The following is a 19840-nucleotide window of genomic DNA, read 5'->3' as shown; positions in this document are numbered from 1 at the left end:
ATCAGGCCGCCTCAGCCTGCGAGCCGCCGGCGGCGAGCGAGGTGACAGCCACGGCACGGAAGGCAATGCCGTGCCGCTTCTGCCCGTTGAACTCGTTCTCCCACGGCCGGGCGATCAGGCCGGTCAGCGCCACCGGCGTGCCCATGCCCAGCTCACCGGAGACCCCGCTCTCGGGGACGGTGACGGACAAGATCTCCACTGCGTCGTTGGCGGCGAACATCACGTCCACGGTCATCAGCTTCGCCCCGGTCTCGACGTCGAGGGCGACCTCACCGGTACGGCGGTCCTTGACCTTGATCTGCGGCTGCTTCGCGACCATCACGGTCGCGGCGGAGGTGTCGACGGGGATCTGACGCACTACGGATCACTCCTCTATAGATGCCGAACTCCGTCACTCATGTACATGAGTGACATGAAGAAGAGTGCCTGACTCCTGTACATGAGTCAACCCGCCCCGACGAAGAAGTCGGGGCGGGCTGAGGAGAGTTGAGCGGGCGTCAGTCCGTGGCAGGGATGCGGTAGCTGAAAACGAACTGGTCAGCGGCCATGAGGGTGTCGCAGACCTCCACCACGCGGCCTTCGGTCGTCAGCGCCTCACGGACGAGATGCACGACCGGGGCCCCGGGGCTCAGCGCCAGCTCGGACGCTTCGGCCTTGGCAGCCGGCCGGGCCTGCAAGGTCTCAACGAACTCGGCGAACTCATGCCCCTGGTCTTCGAGTCGGGCGTAGATGCCGCCACCGCCGGGGTTTTCGGCAAAGAGCTCGGGGATGTCCTTCACAACGTCCCAAGGCAGGTACGAGCTGGCCGTCTCGACCGGAGTGCCGTTACGGAAGTAGAGCCGCCGACGGGCGAGGACCTGCGTACCGGGCTCGACTCCGAGGCGACCGGCCACGTCCTCCGGGACCTCCATGGGGCCGATGTACAGAACGCTGACCTTGGCCGTGGCGCCCGACTGCGCGGACTCCGCCAGATACGCAGCCTTGCCACCCTGCCGGTGCGAGCGTCGGAAGCGGTCGGAGGAGCGGTGCCTTACCGGCGGTCGGTCCTTCACGATCGAGCCCTTGCCGTGGCGGGTCTCCACCAGGCCGCTCGCACGGACCTCCACCATCGCCTTACGGATCGTGCCGCCCGAGACGCCGTAGCGGTCGATCAGGTCGGCTTCACTCGGCACCATCTCGCCGGGCTTAAGGATCCCAGCCTTGATCTGCTGCACGATGTCGTCGGCGATCTGCACGTATCGAGGTCCGGACCTGCCCCCTCCTACCGCGGTTCCCATAGTTCTTCCCATCCTCCTATGCTCCTGTACATGAGTAACAGCGCCTCGGAAGCCGAGTCAACGCCACTCCATTCCGTGTCCGTGGCCGGAGTGGTGGTCCGCGAGGACGGCAAGCTTCTAACGATCCGGCGGGCCGACAACGGCGCTTGGGAACTCCCGGGCGGGGTGCTCGAACTCGAAGAGCCCCCGGAAGCCGGCGTACGGCGCGAGGTCTGGGAAGAGACGGGCATCCACGTCGAGGTCGACGAGCTCACCGGGGTCTACAAGAACACGACACGAGGCATCGTGGCCCTGGTCTTCCGCTGCAAGCCGGTTGGCGGCGAGGAGCGCACCTCCAGCGAGTCGACGGCGGTCACCTGGCTCACGCCCGACGAGGTGGCGGAGTCCATGTCCGAGGTCTACGCGGTCCGGTTCCTGGACGCCCTGGATGGGGCAGGACCTCACGTGCGAAGCCATGACGGCAAGCGGCTGACGCCGGCGCGGTAGAACTTTCCCTACTTCATCAAGCCCCGCCCTTCGGCCGGGGAAGGGCGGGGAGGTGGGAGGAGGGCACTGTGGGGCTCTCGCTGGGGGTGCCGTTCCCTTGCCGGGCGATCGCACAGCATCAGCCCGTTGAGCCCGTGGGGTGCCGATCGAGGCCAACAGCAGCCATGTATCTCGTTGGTCAGCGTCTCGCGGCTCTTCCCCGGGGGAGGCTGGCGGCTTGTGGCTCTGGCCTTGTGGGGGCTCTTGCCTTCGACATCCGGCTCGCAGGCCAACGGCTTTGACAGCCGCCGCTACGAATCACACCCCACCGGCCCGCCACGTGGGCCGGCGCGGGCTCGGGGACTGGGGCGACGCTCCTGCCTTCGGCCCGCTCCGCCCCGCCCCCGGCCCCGCGCCACCACAGTTGCCACGGGGTGATCCGCTAGACGCTTTGTCCCGCCCAAAAGCAGCGCCGGACCGAGCTGCCCCCCCACCGCCCAACACCACCGCCGACTCATCCAGCAGCCCGATCGCAGCCAACCACCATCAGGATGAGCTGAGCAGCCTCGCAGGTGCCCGTAGCTCAGGGTCAGGTCCAGGCGGGAGCCCCGAGCGCGGCGAGTAAGTGCGAAGGAGTGGTGGTGAGGTGGGCGGTGCGGGTCAAAGAGTGCCTCCGGCAGCGGCCTCTGACTCTGGGATGGCGGAGGCTTAGCCGGCAGATGGGGTCCGAGCATGGTGAGGATTGCAGCAGGTGGGCGTGGGGGCGGAAGCGGTGAGCGGTTTACGTGACGGGCGCGCTGCCGACCGTGCCATAGGCCTTGGTTTCGTCGACAAGAGCTGGCTACGGGAGGAATGGGGCAGAGAGGCCGAGCACTCCGGGCATACAAGCAGGCGAGGGCGGGCCGCCGTGCCGCCACCGTCACGGATGCGGGCGCGTGAGCGGACCGGACGCTGATACGTGGCTGAGGGGGAGCTAGCTGCTGCCGCGATGTGGCTCAGCCCGCCATGGGCGCTCCGCTCAGTTCCTCGCCACCGTTGAGCCCAGGGCGTTCGGTCAGTTTCTGGCCTCGCGGTTTCACGATCATGACTACTGCGAATTGGGATCGTCGCTCCCCTTCGAAGTCACGTGATTTACGTAGCCCTCGTACGCCAATCCTTGCGGATTAGCTAAAGGATAAGCAAAGCCCTAAAGGCGCGAAAGGGGCATATCGTGCCGCCATGTTGCATGGTGGCCCCTCGCTTGTCAGGGGCGTGCGGTATAAGCGGCCTTAATCAGAAAAACATGCAGGTCACGGGCTTGGGTAATTCGGCCGACCAGTCAAACCGTGAAAGTTACTCTGTACGTGGGTGCACTCCGTGTACGTCCGGCGAGAAGTCGCCGAGGTCGGCGCGGGCGGTGGGCCGAGGCGGCACCATGGTTCCCACCACGAAAAAACCCACCCAGGCCGCGCAGGCTTCCCAACGTGAGCGGCAGGGGTGGGACTAGGAACCTTGGAGGTTCAGCTTGAGTGTCCCCCTGTTGCCCCCTGGGCTGTCAACTCGTAACCGGCAATCGGTCTTGGTGATCAGCGTCATCGTGTGCATTCTGTGGGCCGCGATCCCGCAGGTGCAGGAGTTGATCTCATCGCTGATAGTTCTCAACTCACTGTGGCTGGCTCAGGCTGCGGTTGGTCGTTTGGCGATTGCTAAACCTGTCCAGTGAGGTCATTCGGGGCGCAGCCCTGACAACGGCGCTACAGCAGCGAAGTACAGCACCTGCAGCAGCTGTGTGCGGCCGGTAAGAACCTGCAACTACTGCGCATCGGTGCGCGTTCAGGCGAATGGCCCCTGACCAATCTTCCTGGTCAGGGGCCTTCTACCTGCGGAGGTTGTGGGATTTGAACCCACGGTGACGTTGCCGCCACGACAGTTTTCCTTGCGCCAGTAAGGAAGGCCTAGTAAGCCGTGACACATCGTCCGGCGCAACACCGCGCACCCAACGACAAGTATTGGTTCACGTACAACAGGAACCCCGGCACGATCATCTCATGTCAGATACGGTGGGCGCGCGAGTTGCGACTAGCAGATGCGGAGGGACGTGAGGTGGACGAGCCATTCGCTGAGTACCGTGAGATAGGCGTGGCTGATCCGCTCCGACAGGGCGACGTGCTGGAGGCCGTCGATGCAGGAGCGTCGATGTGGCAGCGGCACCTCCTCGTCATTACTGCCGATTGCGACTTCGCGCACGTCAAGCATCAGGGGCGCGTCACCTGCGTCCCTATACTTGCGGCGGAGGATTACCTGTCGGAGATGCAGATTCCCAAGATCCGTGAGCGGCTCGTCAAACAGCCGCTCAAAGAGATGCGTCAAATCCTCTCGAAGTCCGAAGCGCCCGACATCAGTGACCGCCGACTCAGGGAGTGGGCGAGCGAAGAGATGCCTACGGACATCGTCATGAGGCTCGAGCTGAAGCAAGCGGATGCACAAAAAGCGACAGCCGCCCTTAAAGTCATCCGCATGATCGATGCGCCGGCACAAAACTTCAAGGAGGGCGTCGGTTCGCTCGTAGAGGCGCAACTTATCGGCGAGAGTCCTCCGAAGCGAGAGACCGCCGTGAAGAAGGTAGTGAGTGATCTGCGAGATGCCTACTCGCGGCCGCCAGGCGATGCGCTCTTCCTGGCGGCCATCGCCCCAGGGCATGACAAAGGCTACTTCGGCTACCTCCGGCATATCGAGCAGGTCCGGGAGCCCGAGATCTCGTTGGGGCCATCGCGAAGGGCGGCCAAATACCGCCGGATCTCTCGCATGCAAGACCGGTTCACACACGCACTCGTTCAGAGATTCGCAATGGTTTTTATGTCGATAGGGCTGCCCCAGCAGTATGAAGACCTACGCAACCTGCATTCTGAAATCCTGGGGGATGACTTCACGTGAAGCCGTTGATCACAACCGTCCGCGCGCTCGGTGAGCTCGCAACCGGCCTATCTCCTGACGCCATCTCAGCGTCACCGGTACTATTTGAATTCAACACTCCAGCAGTCGACTTCCTCGTCGCCGCAGACGACGATGAAGAAGTCCAGCGCATCGTTATTATGCGCGAAGAGAACGCCAAGGATCCTTACGTCCCAGAGCATCTCGTCGGCCTCAGAAGGGATGTTCTGAGCCGGATGACGAGCTTCGCCGAGAGGGCAAGGACTCCCGGCCCCCTCTCTTTGCCGCGGCAGTGGCACCAGTACAAGCATGATAACTACGTCGCCTTTTTCGCGGTGCCGAAGCCCGACGTACACGCGAGCCGCTGGATCACGGAAGTCACCTCCGGCGATCGCGCAGATGTCATCTTTTGGTCGACTACCACGTCGAACAATAAATCGACGATTGAAGATTTCGAAAAGTCCAACCGGTCGGCGGCCCCCCAGTTTGATGACGGCTGGGCACAGGCTCTCGCAGCCGCCAAAAATCACTTTACTCAGGAGCGACCCGAGCCATCTGATGTTGAGATCAGCCTTCCGGCTCTCGAACAGTCGACGACTAAGGGCTGGACTTACGAGCAGTGGCTAGCGGCCGTAAGTAGTGAACAGCGCGCCTTCATCGAAGCGAGTACGGACAAGTCTATTCGTCTCCGCGGCCCCGCAGGCTCCGGCAAGACTCTGGCTTTGACATTGAAAGCGATCCGGGAGGTACTCAATGTCCGTGACGCCGGAGGCGACGTACGCGTCCTCGTCGTAACGCACAGCTGGGCGCTGGCTGCACAGATTTCGGACTCCATTGATTCAATGGGTCTTGGTCTGCCGCATGAGATCGACGTCTTCCCGTTGCTTGAAATCGCAAAGACGGTTTCCCCGCAGTACACCCAAGATGCTTCCGGGTTCAACTTGATCGGAGAGGACAGCCTCAGCGGCAAACAAGCACAGCTGGATCAGATCCTGGAGGTGCTGGACGATTTCATTACCGGAGAATGGATCACCTATAAGGGGCTCGTCAGCGACAATCTACGGTCGAGGTTCGACTCGGCAGAAAAAGATGAACGGCTCGCGCTCGCATGGGATTTGCTCATCGAATTCGGGTCCGTCATTGGCACCGCAGCCATCTTCCCCGGCGCCGGATCGGACCTGCGTTATTTCCAGCTGCCGCGCGCATCATGGATGCTACCCCTAAAAACCCGAGACGACCTGCGAGTCATCTTCGAACTGTACTCGCGTTACATGGCGAGCCTTGACGCCCGCTCGCTCGTCACATCGGATCAGGTGCTCGCGGACTTCCTGAGCCATCTGGAGACCCATGCATGGAATCGCGCTCGCAGATCCCAGGGCTACGATTTGGTGTTCGTGGATGAGTTCCACCTATTCAGCCCGCTGGAGCGACAAGTGCTCCACTACCTCACTCGCGACACCTCAACCTACCCACACGTGTTCATGGCCGTAGACCCTCGACAGTCGCCGTCTGAGGCCTTCATCGGACCGGCTGCAGATGAGACCAGATCGTCAAGCTCGGCGGCAGTGGACGACAGCCTCGGCGACGTCGCGAACTTCGAACTCACGACAATCCACAGATTCACACCGCAGATCCTTGACCTCATCAAGCATGTGCATCACGAGTTCCCTACCTTCGACCTCGGGCACGACTGGGACATCGACTTCACTCGGGTGGAGTCGGTGCAAGATGACGGCCCCCTGCCGCGTTTGATTTCAGCGGCTTCCCGCTCCGGGGAAGAGATGGACATCTTCCGCGCGGTTCAGAAACTGTATCCGTCAGGCCGACTGGCCCTCGCGGTGGTCGACACCCACCAATGGCAGAGATTCAGCGATCTCGCCTCTCGGATTGGGCATTCCGGCAAGTTCCACGTGTCCACCGTCTCTGGCCGATCCGACATTGAAGGTCTCGGCTATCGGCGCCGTGGGCTCGTTGTTGGCCCTGCGGAGTATCTCGCGGGACTACAGTTCGACTCGGTGATCGTGGCCGGGATCCCAAACCTGAACACTGCTGCTCCGACCGCCAACGAACGAACCCGGCGGCTGTCGCTCCTCTATCTTGCCCTCAGCCGGGCGCAACGAGAGGTCCGCGTTTGTGTGAACGAGGACGACGGCGGGGCCGCCGAGGTCCTCCTCCGAGCTGTCGCCAATAACCTGATGGAGCCGGAGAGGGGAAGTCTCGTTTAGCGTTATCAAGCTCTTGGAGGTGCTTGAGGTCCAGTGACCCACGCGGCGTTCAGCCCGTATCACCGACGCACCAGGTTGGACATGGACCTGCGGGGAAAGCGGCCTCCACTGTCCATACATTGGCCGCCGAAGCGCTCGTCACGGTCTATTTCCCCGGCATAACTGATCCAGCTAGCGCTACGGATGAGCAGGGCTCTTACATCCGCGGCTGACGTGAACGACGCTGGATGGATGGGTACACCAGCGTCTCCTTGTCCGGCCGTCGTATCAGTTGGTATCGCTGGGCTGAGCAGAGTCCGAGCGAACTCCTAAGGCGGTGGTCGACGCGCGCCAAATGCGTGCCAGATCGGGCGGTCAGTCTCGGTCAACGGGGGTGTGGAGGCGCAGAGGCTGCGTGCCCACCAGAGCAGACGGCGCGTGGCGTGACCCCCGCAAATGCGCTGGAGTCCACCCCCAGGCTTACAAAACAGCCGTCACCAGGCCGAGTGATCAGGCTCGCTCGCAAAAGGCAGTGGCTGCTGCGGAGGGCTGAATCCAACGGCAGGGGAGCTCCGTACCCAATCTGGGGCTCCCCTGCCGTTCGATGTGTCGCTGCTAGCCGAAGGCCGCCGCCGGCAGCTGAGGGCCCTCGTCGCCCTCTTCGCCAGCGGGAGGATCCGTCAACGGCAGGCGGTGACCGCGGCTGATCGCTACACGACGCACATCACGCAGGGCTTCAGTCATGTCCATCACCAGGAGCCGGACCTCGTTCGGCTCCGTCTCCCCGTCGCCGAGTACTTCGACTGCGTGCTCCAGGAGTTCGGCTGCCATTTCCAGCTGCACCGCTTCGGTGTGGTCAGCCAGGCGGGACAGGTAGCTGCCGCTGCTCTCAGTACTCAAATAGCAGGGGTTGCCCTCGGGTCCTGACCACGGGAGGAGCCGCAGCTCGTTGTGGGTCGTCATCCTCCGCTTGTCCTCTCGTCGGTCATGTGGTGGGTGGTGAAGAATGCGTCGGCGCGGTCGCCGGGAAGCACCAGGAGAGCCGCCTCGACCACGCGTCCCGTGCAGTCGGCCGCCACACGTGTGATCGCGAGCACTGGCAGGGCCGAGCTGATGCGAAGGGTCGCCGATTCCTCTGGTGTTGGAGGACGGGCGCTGACTCGTTCCCGGACCTCGGCCAGTGGCGGGCGGAGTTCTGCCAACTTCGCCTCAACGCCCTTGCAGCAGTGCGATTCGGCGGGAACGTCGTTCGGCGACAGGTCGCGAGGTACGTAGATACGAGCGAGGCTGTGCGGTGACTTGCCTTCGTGGCTGAGGCAGAGAAATTCGGTGAGTGGGCTGCTTGCCGACACCCTCAGCAGGCCGATCAGTTGACCGTGCGCCTGGAGGTTGGTGGTGCGGACGCTGACGCGTAACGCCGACTCGGGCGAGGACTCCGTCCGGGGTGTGCAACCACCGCCGACATACGTGATTCTGCGGAGGGGGTAGCGGACGAAGTTTCCCTTGCCGTGGATCTTCTCGACGAGGCCTTCACTCTGGAGGACCAAGAGGGCGCTCCGCAGCGTCGCCGTGCTGACCGCGTAGCGGGAAGCGAGCTGCGCCTCAGAAGGGAGACATGCGCCGGCCTTGATCCGGCCGGTCGAGATCTGGTTCCGAATGTCATCGGCGATGACGTGACGGCGGGATGGCATGGGCTGCATCACCACCTTCTCAGCGTGCGCAGGGCTACGAGCCGAGTGCGGGAATGCATGGTGAGCAGTTCGCCCGACTCGAAGCGCAGGTGCTTCGCTCCACCGGGGAGCTGGCAGAGGTCGGTCACGCGACATGGGTGACCGCCGATCTGGATGACGTCGCCGCGCTGCACACTGGCAGAGGTGATCTCGACGGGGGCGGCCGCTGCACCGCTCGGTGCCCAGCCCCTCACTGGGGTCCGTCCGTTCGGTTGCCACGGTCGGCCACTGTGTGGCAGGAGCAACTGCACGCCTCGTAGACCACGGGGATGCCAATCGGTGCGGTAGTGGGGGAAGACTGCGCGCACTCAAAGTGCGTACCGATCCGGCAGGAACTCGACTGGTAGGGAACACCCTTCGGGTGGGTCACCCGAAGATGCTGACGAGGGGGCATCAGAGGGCCTCCGCCGCCGCGAACCAGTCGTGCGCAAAGGGATCGCGAAGCGCCGAGGCCGGCCCGACGGGCATCGGCGAACGGTAGGGCCGGCTCATCGGGGCGCACCGCCCATCGGTGTGCGAGACGGTATGGCGGATACGGTTGAACACGCTGATCAGCTCCTATCGCTGACGGCCAGGCCCCCGGACATCGCCCGTCGCGGGGGCCGCTGTGCGTACGGCGGCCCATAAGGTGCGGCCGTTCAAGCTGTTGGCGAGGAGCCCGAATCGATCGGCCTCCGAGACTGCTGCCAAGGCCTCCCGCCATGACTCGGCGGAGAGCGATTCCGGTACCTCCGTTTCGATCGACGTGAGTTGGGCGTGCTGCTCCACGCGCGGGGTGAGTCCGACGGCGGACAACCGGGCTGCGATGTCTTCGGCGCTTGGTCCCGAAGCAGGCACAGGGCAGCCTCCGTCGTTGGGTGATCACCTGGAGTAAAGCTAGTTAACTAGATTAGAGCTAGTGGACTAGATTTTCCATATGCCTGAGCAGCCGCCGTATCTCCGCATCGCTGACGAGCTCCGGCGTCGGGTCGCGGAGCATGAGTGGACACCGGGAGACCGGCTCCCGTCACGCGCCCAGATCGCCCAGGAGTGCGGCGTCGGTGAGAACGTGGTTCGTCGCGCTCAGGAGCTACTGATTTCTCAGGGAGTGCTGGAAGGTCGTGCCGGATCCGGCACGTACGTTGCCGCCCCTCGTCAGCGTGTACGCATGGTCCGCTCCTCGGCGCGCGAGCAGCCTGACGGTTCCCCGTTTCGCGCGGACATGAAGGCCGTGGGCAAGCTGGGGGATTGGGAAAGCCGGACCGAGGCGAAGGTGCCAGCGCCGGCTGAGATCGCGGCACGCCTCGGTATCGGCGAGGGCGACCTCTGCGTCCGTACCGTGTACGAGTTCCTCGCCGACGGCAAGCCCGCACAGCTGTCGACCAGCTGGGAGCCGTACGACCTCACCGCCGGCACCGTCGTCGTCCTCCCGGAGGGTGGACCGCACGCCGGGGTGGGCGTGGTGAACCGGATGGCCGAGATCGGCATCACGGTCAGCCACGCCGTGGAGCAGCCGGAGCCGCGGCAAGCGAATGCCGAGGAGGCATCGCTCCTCGGCATCCAGAATGCCAGTCTCGTCACGCACATCCGGCGGACGTACTACAGCGACGAGGGGCGGCCCGTGGAGACAGCGGACATCGTCGTACCCGCCGCTCTGTGTGAAATCGTCTACGAGATCCCCATCAGCCGATAGTGAGGCCGGGCTGCGACACTGCTCTTCCTCTCCGTACGCCCGTCATCCTGCTCAAGCCTCGCACGTTGCGTCTGGCACACACTGCGGGCCCACTCCAGCGCTGATGCCCCGCGGACTTATCGCCCACCACCTCCTCAGCCGCGACCGACCGGGTCATTTGCGGCTCTGGCCTCGCATGACGTCGATAAGGTCCGTGGCCACCAGGCGGGCCCCGTACAGCACACCGACCGTCACCAGAGTGACGATGCCGATAAGCGGCCCGATCGCCGAGTCCGGGACGTTCAACAGGTTCGCACCCACGGCTGTACCCACCACAGCACTGCCGAGCATGGTCAGGCGCACCCATTCACGGTTCACTGCTGGGGTGACTCCGCGCAAGTCCTCGGGGTCCAACAGGGCCAGTGTGCGGCCCTCGCCATACCGCTGGGCGATCTTCAACAGCATGCGGGCCGTGTCTTCGAAGACCTGCCCGGTGTCCGCCTCGGTGTCCTGTCTGGCCTCCATCGCCCGCAGGGCCCCGACCACCAACGCGGCATGTTCCTTCAGTTCCCGTCGACGCGTGAGCCGTATACGGGCGTGCCGGGTCCGCCACGCCCGCCACAGCGCCCGCTCAGCAGCAGCCAGGCTCACTCTCGGGGCGACCAGGGGGCCTCCGGTGTCCCATTGCTTATACGCCTCTCCGAGACTCCCGCATACCGCCAGGAGTACAACCACTGGCCGCCACTGGGCCGTCTGCCCGCCACGGACATGGATGGGTGGCCCCGCCAGCTTCGCGAGGGCCGGCCGGAGGGCAAGCAGAAACATGATCAGCAACACCAGCGCGGCTGCCGTTGTAGCCGTGGCTGCGGGATCAGCCAAAGGGTGTGTGATCGCCGATACCCCCAGCCCCGCCTTGTGCGCCGCCCGCCCGGCTGCCTCCTGGATCTCGCGCACCGCGGCGCCGAGCGAGTCAAGGGCGCCTTCCCCGAACCCGCGCGCAAGGGCATCAAGCGAGTCAAGGGAGCCTTCCCCGCCGTTCGCGGTGCCGTCGGTCGAGAGAGGGGGCACTATGGCGTCAATCAGCTGGTTTCCCGTCAGATGGCGCGGTCCCTTCGCACCTGGGGGGTTGTGCCAGAAGTGCCAGGCGACGTTCACGAGCGTGCCGACATTGAGCAGCGCCACCGCCAGAAGCACCACTTTGAAGGCGTGCACAACGGCTGCCCTTGGGGCGAGGGCGCACCATCGCCTCACCGGGTTGGCGATGTAGCGCCACTCATGCCATGGCATGCGCGGAATGGTCGGGGGCAGATTCCGGCACGCATTTCCCAACCGCCGCCGCGTCCGTCGATCGACCCACGCTATGTAGTGGGTGGTTATCGGGTCGACCATGTTGCGGTGTATCCAGCGGGACAGTCGTGACTGTGGGTGCATCCAGAGCCATCCAGCACCGATAGGCACACCCATCACGCCCACGAGGTACACCCACCCGAGCAGGTGCCTCAGGAATTGGTTCATGGAAGCAGTCTTGCCGAAGTCGGCTGGTGCAGTGGTGACTTGACCTCACGGGCGCGGGCGGCGCGCCGGGCCTGGGCACCAGGCTCTGTGTGGACGGTGCGTGGACGACGAGCACGGGCACGGCTAAGTCGGGGGACTCGGAGCAGGTGAGGGCCGGTATGGCGCAGTGAGGCCCGGCGGACTGTAAATCTGCCGGCTCAGCCTTCCCAGGTTCGAATCCTGGCGCCGCCGCAGCAGCTCGCCGATCTCGCGTGTACTCGCGTACGTGTCGCGGTCGGCCGGCCCTTCCCGGAAAGGTGGGGAAGCGGTCGCCTCAGATCGGACAAAGTCCATGCGGTGGGGCCCCAGGTCAGGTGTCATGGATCAGGCCGAACGCAATGGAGGAAGACGTGCCCCAGACTCACGAGGGAATCCTCGTCCCGGTTCAGCGCAGCACGGGTTCGTGGAACATGCAGTGGCAGCTCAAGTGCCCAGCGTGCGGAATTGAGGAAGTAGAGCAGGCGGAGGCCGGCGGCGACCACGAGGCAGTCACCGTCCACCCTGATCGGGACGACTACGACAGCCCACTGGGGACGAGGGGCGGCTACGTCAGCGTGGAGCTTTCCTGCGCAGCGGGCCACGGCTTCGACTTCATCATCAGCAACCACAAGGGGAACGAGTTCGTCGGGGTCATCCCCCGCACCTGACCTCTGGTGCGTTGTCCTGATCCTTGTCCAGTTCACGGCAGAGCACTGCCGTTCATGGCAGTCCGCGCACCCCGTCTGAGCTGCCGAATGGACGCCCGTGAACTACCCCGTACGGCCATGCGCACAGTTGGAAAGCGTGCACCGGCGCATCGGAAGTCGCAGGGGGCGCGGTCGGTCGATCGGGCCCCCTCCCTGGCCCGGCTCGAACGGGCTGGTCCCCTCCACAACGGGTCAGCGCTACGGGGAACTTCGCATCGACCGACGCAGGGCAGCTTGCAGAGTACTGCTCGACTAACGTTCTGACATCGCCAAGTGACATCAACGGCGGCGGACGTCTGCGGCGGCCCGTGCATCGAGGCCACCGATCAGCCGCCAGTTAGGTCCAGCCCAGCCTGGGATGGCCGGTCCTGTGATCGAACTTGTAAAGCGAAGGTCGTCGGTTCGAATCCGACAGGGGGCTCTGAGCTTGAACAGGGAAGAAGCCCCGGGCCGGGAATGGCCTGGGGCTTCTGACGTCTACGGGGGACATCAGCGGGGACGGTCGGCCGGGGGCGGCCACGATCAGGCCGGAGCGGGTGGTGAAGACGAGCGCGGTCGGGTCCGGCTCGGTGCCGTCTTGGGCGCTCTCGCTGTTCGCGCACCACCACGGCTCAAATGCGGTCAGCTGCCGTAGGGCGGGAAGAAGAGGAGCCGCACCGCCAGTGCCAGGAGCATGGCGAGGGGCGGCGCGTACCACCAGGGCCGCAGCCTTCTCGTTTTGACGAAGGGAAGGGTGAGGGCGAGGCAGAGGACGGCCCAGCCTATGCCGAGGTTGCTGAGGAGCGCGAACTCCTGAGCCGCGTCGAACTCGACAGCGTCGTCGCCGCGGGGCATGAGCTGGACCAGTGTGACGAAAGCCAGCGGCGCCTCGATCGTGGGCAGTAGACAGGCCCCCAGAACTGTGCCGATGCGCAGTCCGCCACGTGGGCTTCGAAGGTGGGTGGGCGTCGTCACTTTCCGAGTGCTTCCTTCGCTTGGCCAACATGTTCGCCGAATTGGCGACCGTACCGTTGTGCCCCTTCACTCTGATAGTAGGGGCCGCCGTTATAGCGGGCGGCAAGCTCCTGCATCTGCTCCCGGGTCATCTCTTCGGGCGCGATGTCGGCAAAGCCGCTCTCGGCCTTGAGCTGCGCCAGGTACTCCGACGCGATGTAGACGTTCTGGGCCGGATCCTTGAGTGCACCGGTGATCTCGTCGCGCTGTTGGTCGCTGAGAGCCTCCGGGTCGTATCCGAGGACCTCTGCTGCTCGCCGGACCTGGATGGACATCGGGCCCAACGAGGTCATGTCCTGGTCCCCGGTGAAGGGCAGGTTACGGCGTGCCCAGGGGAAGGCGTCGTCGGTCCAGCTGGGGTCGCCTTCCACCTCCTTCCAAGCGATGCCGGCGACCATCTCTGGAGGCAATCCCGAGTCACGGGCCGCGTTGCGCAGCAGATGCTTGTTGGTGGAGATGTACTCCCGTCGCTCGTCGTCGGAGTCGCTGGGCAGCCAGTGGTAGTTACCGTCCGCCTCAAGGCCGGCCGTCTTCAACTTGATGCGCAACAGGGCAGGTGAAATCGCCACGTCTGGACCGACCTTGGGAATGGAGTCCGTCTTGGCGCCCGTGCCGAACAATTGCGCGTGTGGGTCATCTGCCGCGTCCTTCGTCTCACGGCGCAGAGCGTCGACACCGCCTTGGAGCTGCGTGGCGTCGATGAAGCTTCCGCCACGGAAGTCCGGCAGGGAGTGAAAGGCGACGCGTATCTCGGCGACACAGTCCTTACGTGCCTCGCCCTCGACGCGCAGGGCATCGGCATAGTGAGCGCTGGTGGCGCGGTAGTAGCGCTCTGCCTCCTCGCGGATCTCGTCCGGGTCGGCGAAGAGCTCCGCAGCCCAGTCCCAGAACCCCGTAGTTGCCCGCAGGTCCTCCCATTGCCGCATGGGTTCGGCTGCCCGTGCGGTGGAAGTGATCGGAATGCCTTCACGTGAGATGACTTCGGCCAAGCGCGACTCCGTCGATTGCCCTTCTTCGAAGTGGTGCTTGGCACGGGCCACTGCCTTCGCATAGGCGTAGAGCGCATTGCGAGCTCGCCGGAAGGCTGCGGAGAGGTGCTCGCCCAGAGCCGTGGCTTCCTTGAGACGAGCGGTGTACTGCTCGCGTCCCTCGCCCTGCCAGTCGATACGGCCGGCCTTGCGGAAGTCGTCCTCGCTCGAGTCGAGCAGGGTGTGCAGCCTCCGGTACTCGTCGCCTGTCTGCTCGATGAGCGGAGGGTTGCACAGCTCCAGAAAGTCCACGTCGGATCGGTAGGCCACGGCACTCACCGGTCCTCGGGGGCTACGTAGCGGCCCTTGCTGAGGATCTCGTCCATGCCTCGCTGAGCGTCCGCGTCGGCATGCACGAGGGCGTTCCCAGTGGCGTGCAACTTGGTGGACAGTGCAGATAGCAGAGTGACCATGTCTGCGTACTGGTCCTGTGTGTAGCGCGCGAACTCCTCCACGGCTTGCGCCACATCTGGATGCGCGCGCGGGACGCGGCACTGAGTCGCGTTTTCCCCGTCCATGCGCCCCGCGTTCAGCAGCCCGGCAAGCTCGTTGAGCAGGTTGGAGCTGCCGTTGATGGAGGCGGCATCCGCAGAGAAGCCACCAGATCCCCCCTTCATTACCCCTCCCAAGAGGTAAAAGATCATCATGTCATGACCCGGCGGTGCCCGGACAGATGGTTACAGGCCGCAAGGGTGCGGGGGAGTCGGCTGCCCCGTAGACAGCCGGTGCATCGAGGCCACCGCTCAGCCGCCAGTTAGGACCAGCCCGGTCTGGGACGGCCGGTGCTGTAATCGATTTGAAGGTTGGAGGGCGGGGCAACGAAGGCCGCCCGGCCCGTTGTTCAGCGTGCAGAGGGCAGCGCGACGGTGAAGGTGCTGCCCTTGCCAAGGGTGGTGTGGACGGTGGCGGTGCCGTGGTGGGCTTCGGCTATGGACTTGACGATGCTGAGGCCTAGGCCGGTGCCGCCGCTGGTGGGGTTGCGGGACTCGTCGCCGCGGTAGAAGCGCTCGAAGATCCGCTCGGCCGTTGCGGGGGGTATGCCGGGGCCTTGGTCGGTGACGGTCAGCTCGGTTGTGCCGTCGGGCAGCGAGCGGGCGGTGACGGTTACCGGGGTGTCCGGCGGGGTGTGGCGCAGTGCGTTGCTCAGGAGGTTCTGGAGTACTTGGCGCAGGCGGTCCTCGTCGCCGCAGGTGAACACCTCGTCCGGCACCTCGACGGTGATCGGTCTGCCGGGGGCGACGACCCGGGCGTCGGTGACGGCGTCGTCGGCGAGCGCGCCGAGATTCACCGGTGCGTGCGCGATCGGGCGGCCCTGGTCGAGCCGGGCGAGCAGCAGCAGCTCTTCGACCATGGAGTGCATCCGGGTGGCCTCGCCCTCGATGCGCAGCATCGCGCGCTCGATGAGTGCGGGGTCCTGGGCCAGGCCGTGGAGATGGAGCTGGGCCCAGCCCCTGATGGTGGTCAGCGGAGTGCGCAGCTCATGGGAGGCGTTGGCCACGAACTGCCGGAGCTGCTCCTCGGACCGCTGCCGTTCGTCGAAGGCCCGGTTGAGGGCGGTGCCGACCTCTCCCACCTCGGAGTGCGGCCGGGCGACCTCGATGCGCTGGTCGATGTCGCCGTCGGCGATCGCGGTCGCGGTGGCGGCCATGTTCCGCAACGGCCGCAGGCCCACGCCCAGTACCCCGCGGCTGAGCAGCACGATGCCCCCGAGCACGGCCAGTGTGGCGGCGGCGTCGGCGCCGATCAGCCAGTACACGACGTCTTCGGCCGGCTGGAGGCTCTTGGCGACCACCACCCTGCTGAACGGCTGGGGCGGTGCGCCGGGGGTGGGCCGGACCGTGGCGGAGTGGCCGAGGGAGAAGGCAAGGGTGCGGTAGCGGGGGACGGGCATGCCCTGGGCGGAGAGGGTGACGATGTGGTCGGCGAAGCCGTCGGGGAGAGGGGCGGGCAGGTCCGGGCGGGCGCGGGGCCGCCCGTCGAGGTCCCGTGCCGGGGTCTGCGCGACCACCCGGCCCCGGTCGTCGACCAGCGCGATGTAGGCGCCGTCGGGAATCAGGGAGTTGAGGTTGTCCTCGTCGATCGGGGCGCGCCGGCTGTGCACCCGGTGCTGAAGGGTCTGGCGGGTCTTGGCGAGGGTGGTGTCGGCGACGTCGACGAGGTTGAGCCGCAGTCCGACCAGCGACACCGCGTTCACGGCCACCATGCCCACGGCTGCCAGCAGGACGACCCCCACCATCAGGCGTGCCCGCAGGGAGCCGCGCCAGGCGCCGGCCATCTCACCCGCCTTCGGGGAGCCGCAGGCTGTAGCCGAAGCCGCGCATCGTGTGGATCAGGGCGGGCGCATGGACGTCCACCTTCGCCCGGAGCCGGGACACCAGCTTCTCGACGACGCCGTCGCCGAAGTGGTGCTGCCACACGTGGTCCATGATCTGTTCCTTCGACATCACCTGGTCGGCGTTGATCAGCAAGTAGCGCAGCAGCTTGTACTCGGTCGGCGACAGGGCGATCAGCCGGTCCCCGCGACGGACCCGCCGGCTGCGCTCGTCCACGGTCAGATCGGCGAAGCACAGCAGCGGGCCGGGCTCCGCTGACCGGCCGGCCCGCCGCAGCAAGGCGTGCACCCTGGCCAGCAGTTCGGGAAGGCTGAAGGGCTTGGTGAGGTAGTCGTCCGCGCCCATCGCGAAGCCCGTCACCCGGTCCTCGACGGAGTCCCGCGCGGTCAGGAACAGCACCGGCAGCCGCGCCCCGCTCTCCACCAGCCTCCGGCAGATGGTGAACCCGTCCAGGTCGGGCAGCAGGACGTCCAGCACCAGCAGATCGGGGGGCTCGTCCGCATAGGCGCGCAGGGCCTCGCCGCCGCAGCCGGCGGTCGCGACCTCGTACCCCGCCAGGCTCAGTGTGGTCTCCAGCAGTTCCGCCATCCGCGGGTCGTCATCCACGACGAGCAGCCGCTGCCCGCTTCCTCGGGGCAGCGGCGCGCCACTCGTCGGCGAGGCGGAAAGCATGGCAGGCACCAATCGCGTCATGGAGTCTGCGACGACAACGTGCCGCCCCGGCCGCCGGTTCCCCCGGCGGCATGAGCGGCGCAGGCGTACGCGGGCCCCGGCTGTCAGGCAATGGTCAGGTTGCCGACCGGGGCCGGTCAACGGGGCCCGTTTGTCTGGAGCCACGACACCGGACCGACCGCCGTCCGTCGAGACGTCTGGAGACCCCGTGGACCCTGCCGCACACCAGGAAGCCGGCGGTGCGGACGCGGTCCGTACCGCCGTCCGGAACCGGCTGCGCAGCACCGTGATCGACGTGACGCCCGTCTTCGGATTCACCGTGACCTTCGCCCTCACCCACAGGCTCGGCGTCGCGCTGACGCTCGCCCTCACCGCCGGCGCCGGGGTCTTCCTCCACCGGCTGGTGCGCAAGCAGCCCGTGCGGCAGGCGCTCGGTGTGCTTGTCCTGGTCTGCGTCCAGGGCGTGTTGGCCGCACGCACCGGGGAGGCCACCAACTTCTTCCTTCCGCACCTCGTGGTGCACGGAGTGATGGCCGTGGTGACGCCCGTGCTGCTGGTGCTCGGCCGGCCGCCGCTGGGCGTGATGGTGGGGCTGGTCACCGGGGAGCGGACCAGGTGGCGCCGCTGTACGGTGCGCCGCCGGGCCTTCGTCAAAGGCAGCCTGGTCCTCTACACCGGCAACCTCCTGATGCTGTCGGTCCAGCTCCCGTTGTTCCTGTCCGGCCAGGCCGTCGCCCTCGGCTCGGTCGATGTCTTCGGGCCTGTCGTCTTCGCGCTCGGCGCACTTCTGGGGTGGCGCGTCTACCGGCGTTCCGTCGGTACGCACCGCTGCGAGGCCCCCGTTGGCACGAGCGCCGATCTATCACACCCCTTGGAAAGGACTGCTCGATGACCGGTACACAGCCCACCACCAGGACCCAGCCCACGGGACGGACCTGCCCCTTCAGTCCGCCGGAGGGATACCGGACGCTGCGGGAGGAGGCCCCGATCGCCCCGGTGACCTTCCCGGACGGTGCGAAGGGCTGGGTGGTCTCCCGGTACGCGGACGTGCGGGCGGTGCTCGCCGACCCGCGGTTCGGCGCCAACCGCCGCCGGGTGCGGCCCGGTGACCCCACGCCGGCCGACGCACCGCTGCCGCCGCCCCCGCCGGGCATGTTCATCATGATGGACCCCCCGGAGCACACCCGGTTCCGGCGGCTGCTCACCGGCCAGTTCACGGTGCGCCGGATGCAGAAGCTGGCTCCGGCGGTGGAGAAGATCGTCGCCGAGCAGCTGGACGCGATGGCCGCGGCGGAGGGGCCGGTCGACCTCCTCCAGGCCTTCGCCCTGCCCATTCCCTCACTGGTGATCTGTGAGCTGCTGGGGGTGCCGTACGCGGACCGGGAGGAATTCCAGGAGAACTCCTCCATGCAGCTCCGGCTCGATGCGAGCCACGAGGAAGTCCAGCAGGCCCACATGGCGATGAACCAGTACATCCACCAACTGGCCGTCGCCAAGCGCGCCCACCCCACCGACGACATCCTCAGCGGTCTGGTGCAGTCCGAACGGCTCACCGACGAAGAGCTGGCCGGTGTCGGCTCGTTGCTGCTGCTCGCCGGGCACGAGACCACCGCGAACATGATCGCGCTCGGGACCATGTGCCTGCTGGGCAACCCCGAGCAGCTGGCGGCACTGCGCGCCGACCCCGCCCTCATGGACGGCGCCGTCGAGGAACTGCTGCGCTACCTGACGATCATTCAGTACGGGCTGCGCCGGGTGGCGTTGGAGGACGTGGAGATGGACGGCCATCGCATCGAGGCCGGCGCCACGGTGCTCGCCTCCCTGGCCTCGGGGAACCGGGACGCGACGCAGTTCTCCGGCGACCCCGACGTGCTGGACGTACGCCGGCCCTACAGTCCGCACCTGGCGTTCGGGCACGGCGTCCATCAGTGCATCGGGCAGCAGCTGGCCCGGGTGGAGATGAAGGCCGCCCTGTCCGCCCTGCTCGACCGGTTCCCGTCCTTGCGGCTGGCGGTACCGGCGGACCAGGTGCCGATGCGCGACGACATGCTCATCTACGGCGTCCACGAGCTGCCCGTGACCTGGTAGCCGGCCGGCTGCCGGACGTCACCGAAGCTCACCGGAGAAGGGGAACCCCCGATGAAGATCATCATTGACGAGGACAAGTGTGTCGGCGCCGGGCAGTGCGTACTGTCCGCCGCCGAGGTGTTCGACCAGCGCGACGAGGACGGCATCGTGGTGCTGCTCGACGCCGTCCCGCCGGACGACCAGCGTGCCCCGGTCGAGGAAGCCGCCGCCCGCTGCCCCGCGCTGGCCATCGAGGTGCTGCCGTAGTGC

21 protein-coding genes are annotated in these 19840 nt (G+C 66.1%); 8 read left to right on the top strand and 13 right to left on the bottom strand.

The annotated features are described in order from the left end of the window. Position 1: 1 nt before the first annotated feature. Entirely contained in the window at positions 2 to 358 is a 357-nt protein-coding gene (locus tag SLV14N_RS16175) for a hypothetical protein (protein ID WP_030988949.1), read from the bottom strand. 139 nt (positions 359 to 497) lie between these two features. Further along, positions 498 to 1277: a GntR family transcriptional regulator gene (locus tag SLV14N_RS16170; protein WP_263269810.1), complete on the bottom strand. Its 780-nt coding sequence runs from the start codon at positions 1275 to 1277 to the stop codon at positions 498 to 500. Positions 1278 to 1295: 18 nt separating this feature from the next. On the opposite strand from SLV14N_RS16170, the gene SLV14N_RS16165 reads away from it, so the two are divergent. The 3 genes from SLV14N_RS16165 to SLV14N_RS16155 all read left to right on the top strand — a co-directional run bounded on the left by SLV14N_RS16165 (position 1296) and on the right by SLV14N_RS16155 (position 6877). Next, a complete protein-coding gene (locus SLV14N_RS16165) occupies positions 1296 to 1763 on the top strand; it encodes an NUDIX hydrolase (protein WP_263269808.1) in 468 nt (155 codons plus the stop codon). A 2061-nt stretch (positions 1764 to 3824) separates the two neighbouring features. After that, positions 3825 to 4655, top strand: a complete 831-nt coding sequence (locus tag SLV14N_RS16160) for a hypothetical protein (RefSeq protein WP_263269807.1) — start codon at positions 3825 to 3827, stop codon at positions 4653 to 4655. Then, the gene (locus tag SLV14N_RS16155) at positions 4652 to 6877 is read left to right on the top strand and encodes a UvrD-helicase domain-containing protein (RefSeq protein ID WP_263269806.1); all 2226 of its coding nucleotides are present in this window, start codon (positions 4652 to 4654) and stop codon (positions 6875 to 6877) included. Before SLV14N_RS16160 ends, SLV14N_RS16155 begins: the two co-directional genes overlap by 4 nt. A gap of 594 nt (positions 6878 to 7471) precedes the next feature. Here the strand turns inward: SLV14N_RS16155 and SLV14N_RS16150 are convergent. The 5 genes from SLV14N_RS16150 to SLV14N_RS16130 form a co-directional block, all read right to left on the bottom strand. Continuing rightward, complete coding sequence (locus SLV14N_RS16150; protein ID WP_263269804.1) at positions 7472 to 7819, bottom strand: hypothetical protein; 348 nt, start codon at positions 7817 to 7819, stop codon at positions 7472 to 7474. Further along, a complete protein-coding gene (locus tag SLV14N_RS16145) occupies positions 7816 to 8556 on the bottom strand; it encodes a GntR family transcriptional regulator (protein WP_263273177.1) in 741 nt (246 codons plus the stop codon). The genes SLV14N_RS16150 and SLV14N_RS16145 overlap by 4 nt, the downstream gene beginning before the upstream one ends. After that, on the bottom strand, positions 8556 to 8780 hold the full coding sequence (locus tag SLV14N_RS16140) for a hypothetical protein (RefSeq protein ID WP_127151871.1): 225 nt from the start codon (positions 8778 to 8780) through the stop codon (positions 8556 to 8558). Before SLV14N_RS16140 ends, SLV14N_RS16145 begins: the two co-directional genes overlap by 1 nt. Positions 8781 to 8979: 199 nt before the next feature. Beyond that, complete coding sequence (locus SLV14N_RS16135) at positions 8980 to 9132, bottom strand: hypothetical protein (RefSeq protein ID WP_263269803.1); 153 nt, start codon at positions 9130 to 9132, stop codon at positions 8980 to 8982. 12 nt (positions 9133 to 9144) lie between these two features. Beyond that, positions 9145 to 9423, bottom strand: coding sequence for a hypothetical protein (locus tag SLV14N_RS16130; protein ID WP_263269801.1), 279 nt, complete (start codon positions 9421 to 9423; stop codon positions 9145 to 9147). A gap of 79 nt (positions 9424 to 9502) precedes the next feature. Between SLV14N_RS16130 and SLV14N_RS16125 the strand changes: the two genes are divergently transcribed. Then, a complete protein-coding gene (locus tag SLV14N_RS16125) occupies positions 9503 to 10258 on the top strand; it encodes a GntR family transcriptional regulator (RefSeq protein ID WP_263269799.1) in 756 nt (251 codons plus the stop codon). Between the two features lie 153 nt (positions 10259 to 10411). On the opposite strand, the gene SLV14N_RS16120 is transcribed toward SLV14N_RS16125, so the two are convergent. Continuing rightward, positions 10412 to 11524 (bottom strand): hypothetical protein, encoded by a 1113-nt coding sequence (locus tag SLV14N_RS16120; RefSeq protein ID WP_263269797.1) that lies wholly within the window; start codon positions 11522 to 11524, stop codon positions 10412 to 10414. A 617-nt stretch (positions 11525 to 12141) separates the two neighbouring features. Here SLV14N_RS16120 and SLV14N_RS16115 point away from each other — a divergent pair. Beyond that, positions 12142 to 12438: a hypothetical protein gene (locus tag SLV14N_RS16115; protein ID WP_263269795.1), complete on the top strand. Its 297-nt coding sequence runs from the start codon at positions 12142 to 12144 to the stop codon at positions 12436 to 12438. Between the two features lie 660 nt (positions 12439 to 13098). Here SLV14N_RS16115 and SLV14N_RS16110 read toward each other — a convergent pair. The 5 genes from SLV14N_RS16110 to SLV14N_RS16090 all read right to left on the bottom strand — a co-directional run bounded on the left by SLV14N_RS16110 (position 13099) and on the right by SLV14N_RS16090 (position 17503). After that, complete coding sequence (locus SLV14N_RS16110) at positions 13099 to 13431, bottom strand: hypothetical protein (RefSeq protein WP_263269794.1); 333 nt, start codon at positions 13429 to 13431, stop codon at positions 13099 to 13101. Then, positions 13428 to 14750: a hypothetical protein gene (locus tag SLV14N_RS16105; RefSeq protein ID WP_263269792.1), complete on the bottom strand. Its 1323-nt coding sequence runs from the start codon at positions 14748 to 14750 to the stop codon at positions 13428 to 13430. The genes SLV14N_RS16110 and SLV14N_RS16105 overlap by 4 nt, the downstream gene beginning before the upstream one ends. Positions 14751 to 14773: 23 nt before the next feature. Further along, positions 14774 to 15145: a hypothetical protein gene (locus SLV14N_RS16100; protein WP_263269790.1), complete on the bottom strand. Its 372-nt coding sequence runs from the start codon at positions 15143 to 15145 to the stop codon at positions 14774 to 14776. 194 nt (positions 15146 to 15339) lie between these two features. After that, positions 15340 to 16773, bottom strand: coding sequence for a cell wall metabolism sensor histidine kinase WalK (locus tag SLV14N_RS16095; protein ID WP_263269789.1), 1434 nt, complete (start codon positions 16771 to 16773; stop codon positions 15340 to 15342). 1 nt (position 16774) lies between these two features. Then, a complete protein-coding gene (locus SLV14N_RS16090) occupies positions 16775 to 17503 on the bottom strand; it encodes a response regulator transcription factor (RefSeq protein WP_259670764.1) in 729 nt (242 codons plus the stop codon). 208 nt (positions 17504 to 17711) lie between these two features. On the opposite strand from SLV14N_RS16090, the gene SLV14N_RS16085 reads away from it, so the two are divergent. From SLV14N_RS16085 to SLV14N_RS16075, 3 genes are read left to right on the top strand one after another with little or no spacing between them, the layout of a single operon-like run. Further along, on the top strand, positions 17712 to 18395 hold the full coding sequence (locus SLV14N_RS16085) for a DUF3159 domain-containing protein (protein ID WP_208681551.1): 684 nt from the start codon (positions 17712 to 17714) through the stop codon (positions 18393 to 18395). Continuing rightward, positions 18392 to 19591 (top strand): cytochrome P450, encoded by a 1200-nt coding sequence (locus tag SLV14N_RS16080; RefSeq protein ID WP_263269788.1) that lies wholly within the window; start codon positions 18392 to 18394, stop codon positions 19589 to 19591. The genes SLV14N_RS16085 and SLV14N_RS16080 overlap by 4 nt, the downstream gene beginning before the upstream one ends. Positions 19592 to 19642: 51 nt before the next feature. Next, positions 19643 to 19837: a ferredoxin gene (locus SLV14N_RS16075; RefSeq protein ID WP_208681547.1), complete on the top strand. Its 195-nt coding sequence runs from the start codon at positions 19643 to 19645 to the stop codon at positions 19835 to 19837. The last annotated feature ends 3 nt before the right edge of the window (positions 19838 to 19840 follow it).

The sequence above is a fragment of the Streptomyces sp. Je 1-4 4N24 genome (assembly GCF_026239515.1).
In the GTDB taxonomy this organism is placed as follows: Bacteria; Actinomycetota; Actinomycetes; order Streptomycetales; family Streptomycetaceae; genus Streptomyces; species Streptomyces nigrescens.
This window is presented reverse-complemented; position numbering and strand designations above follow the sequence as displayed.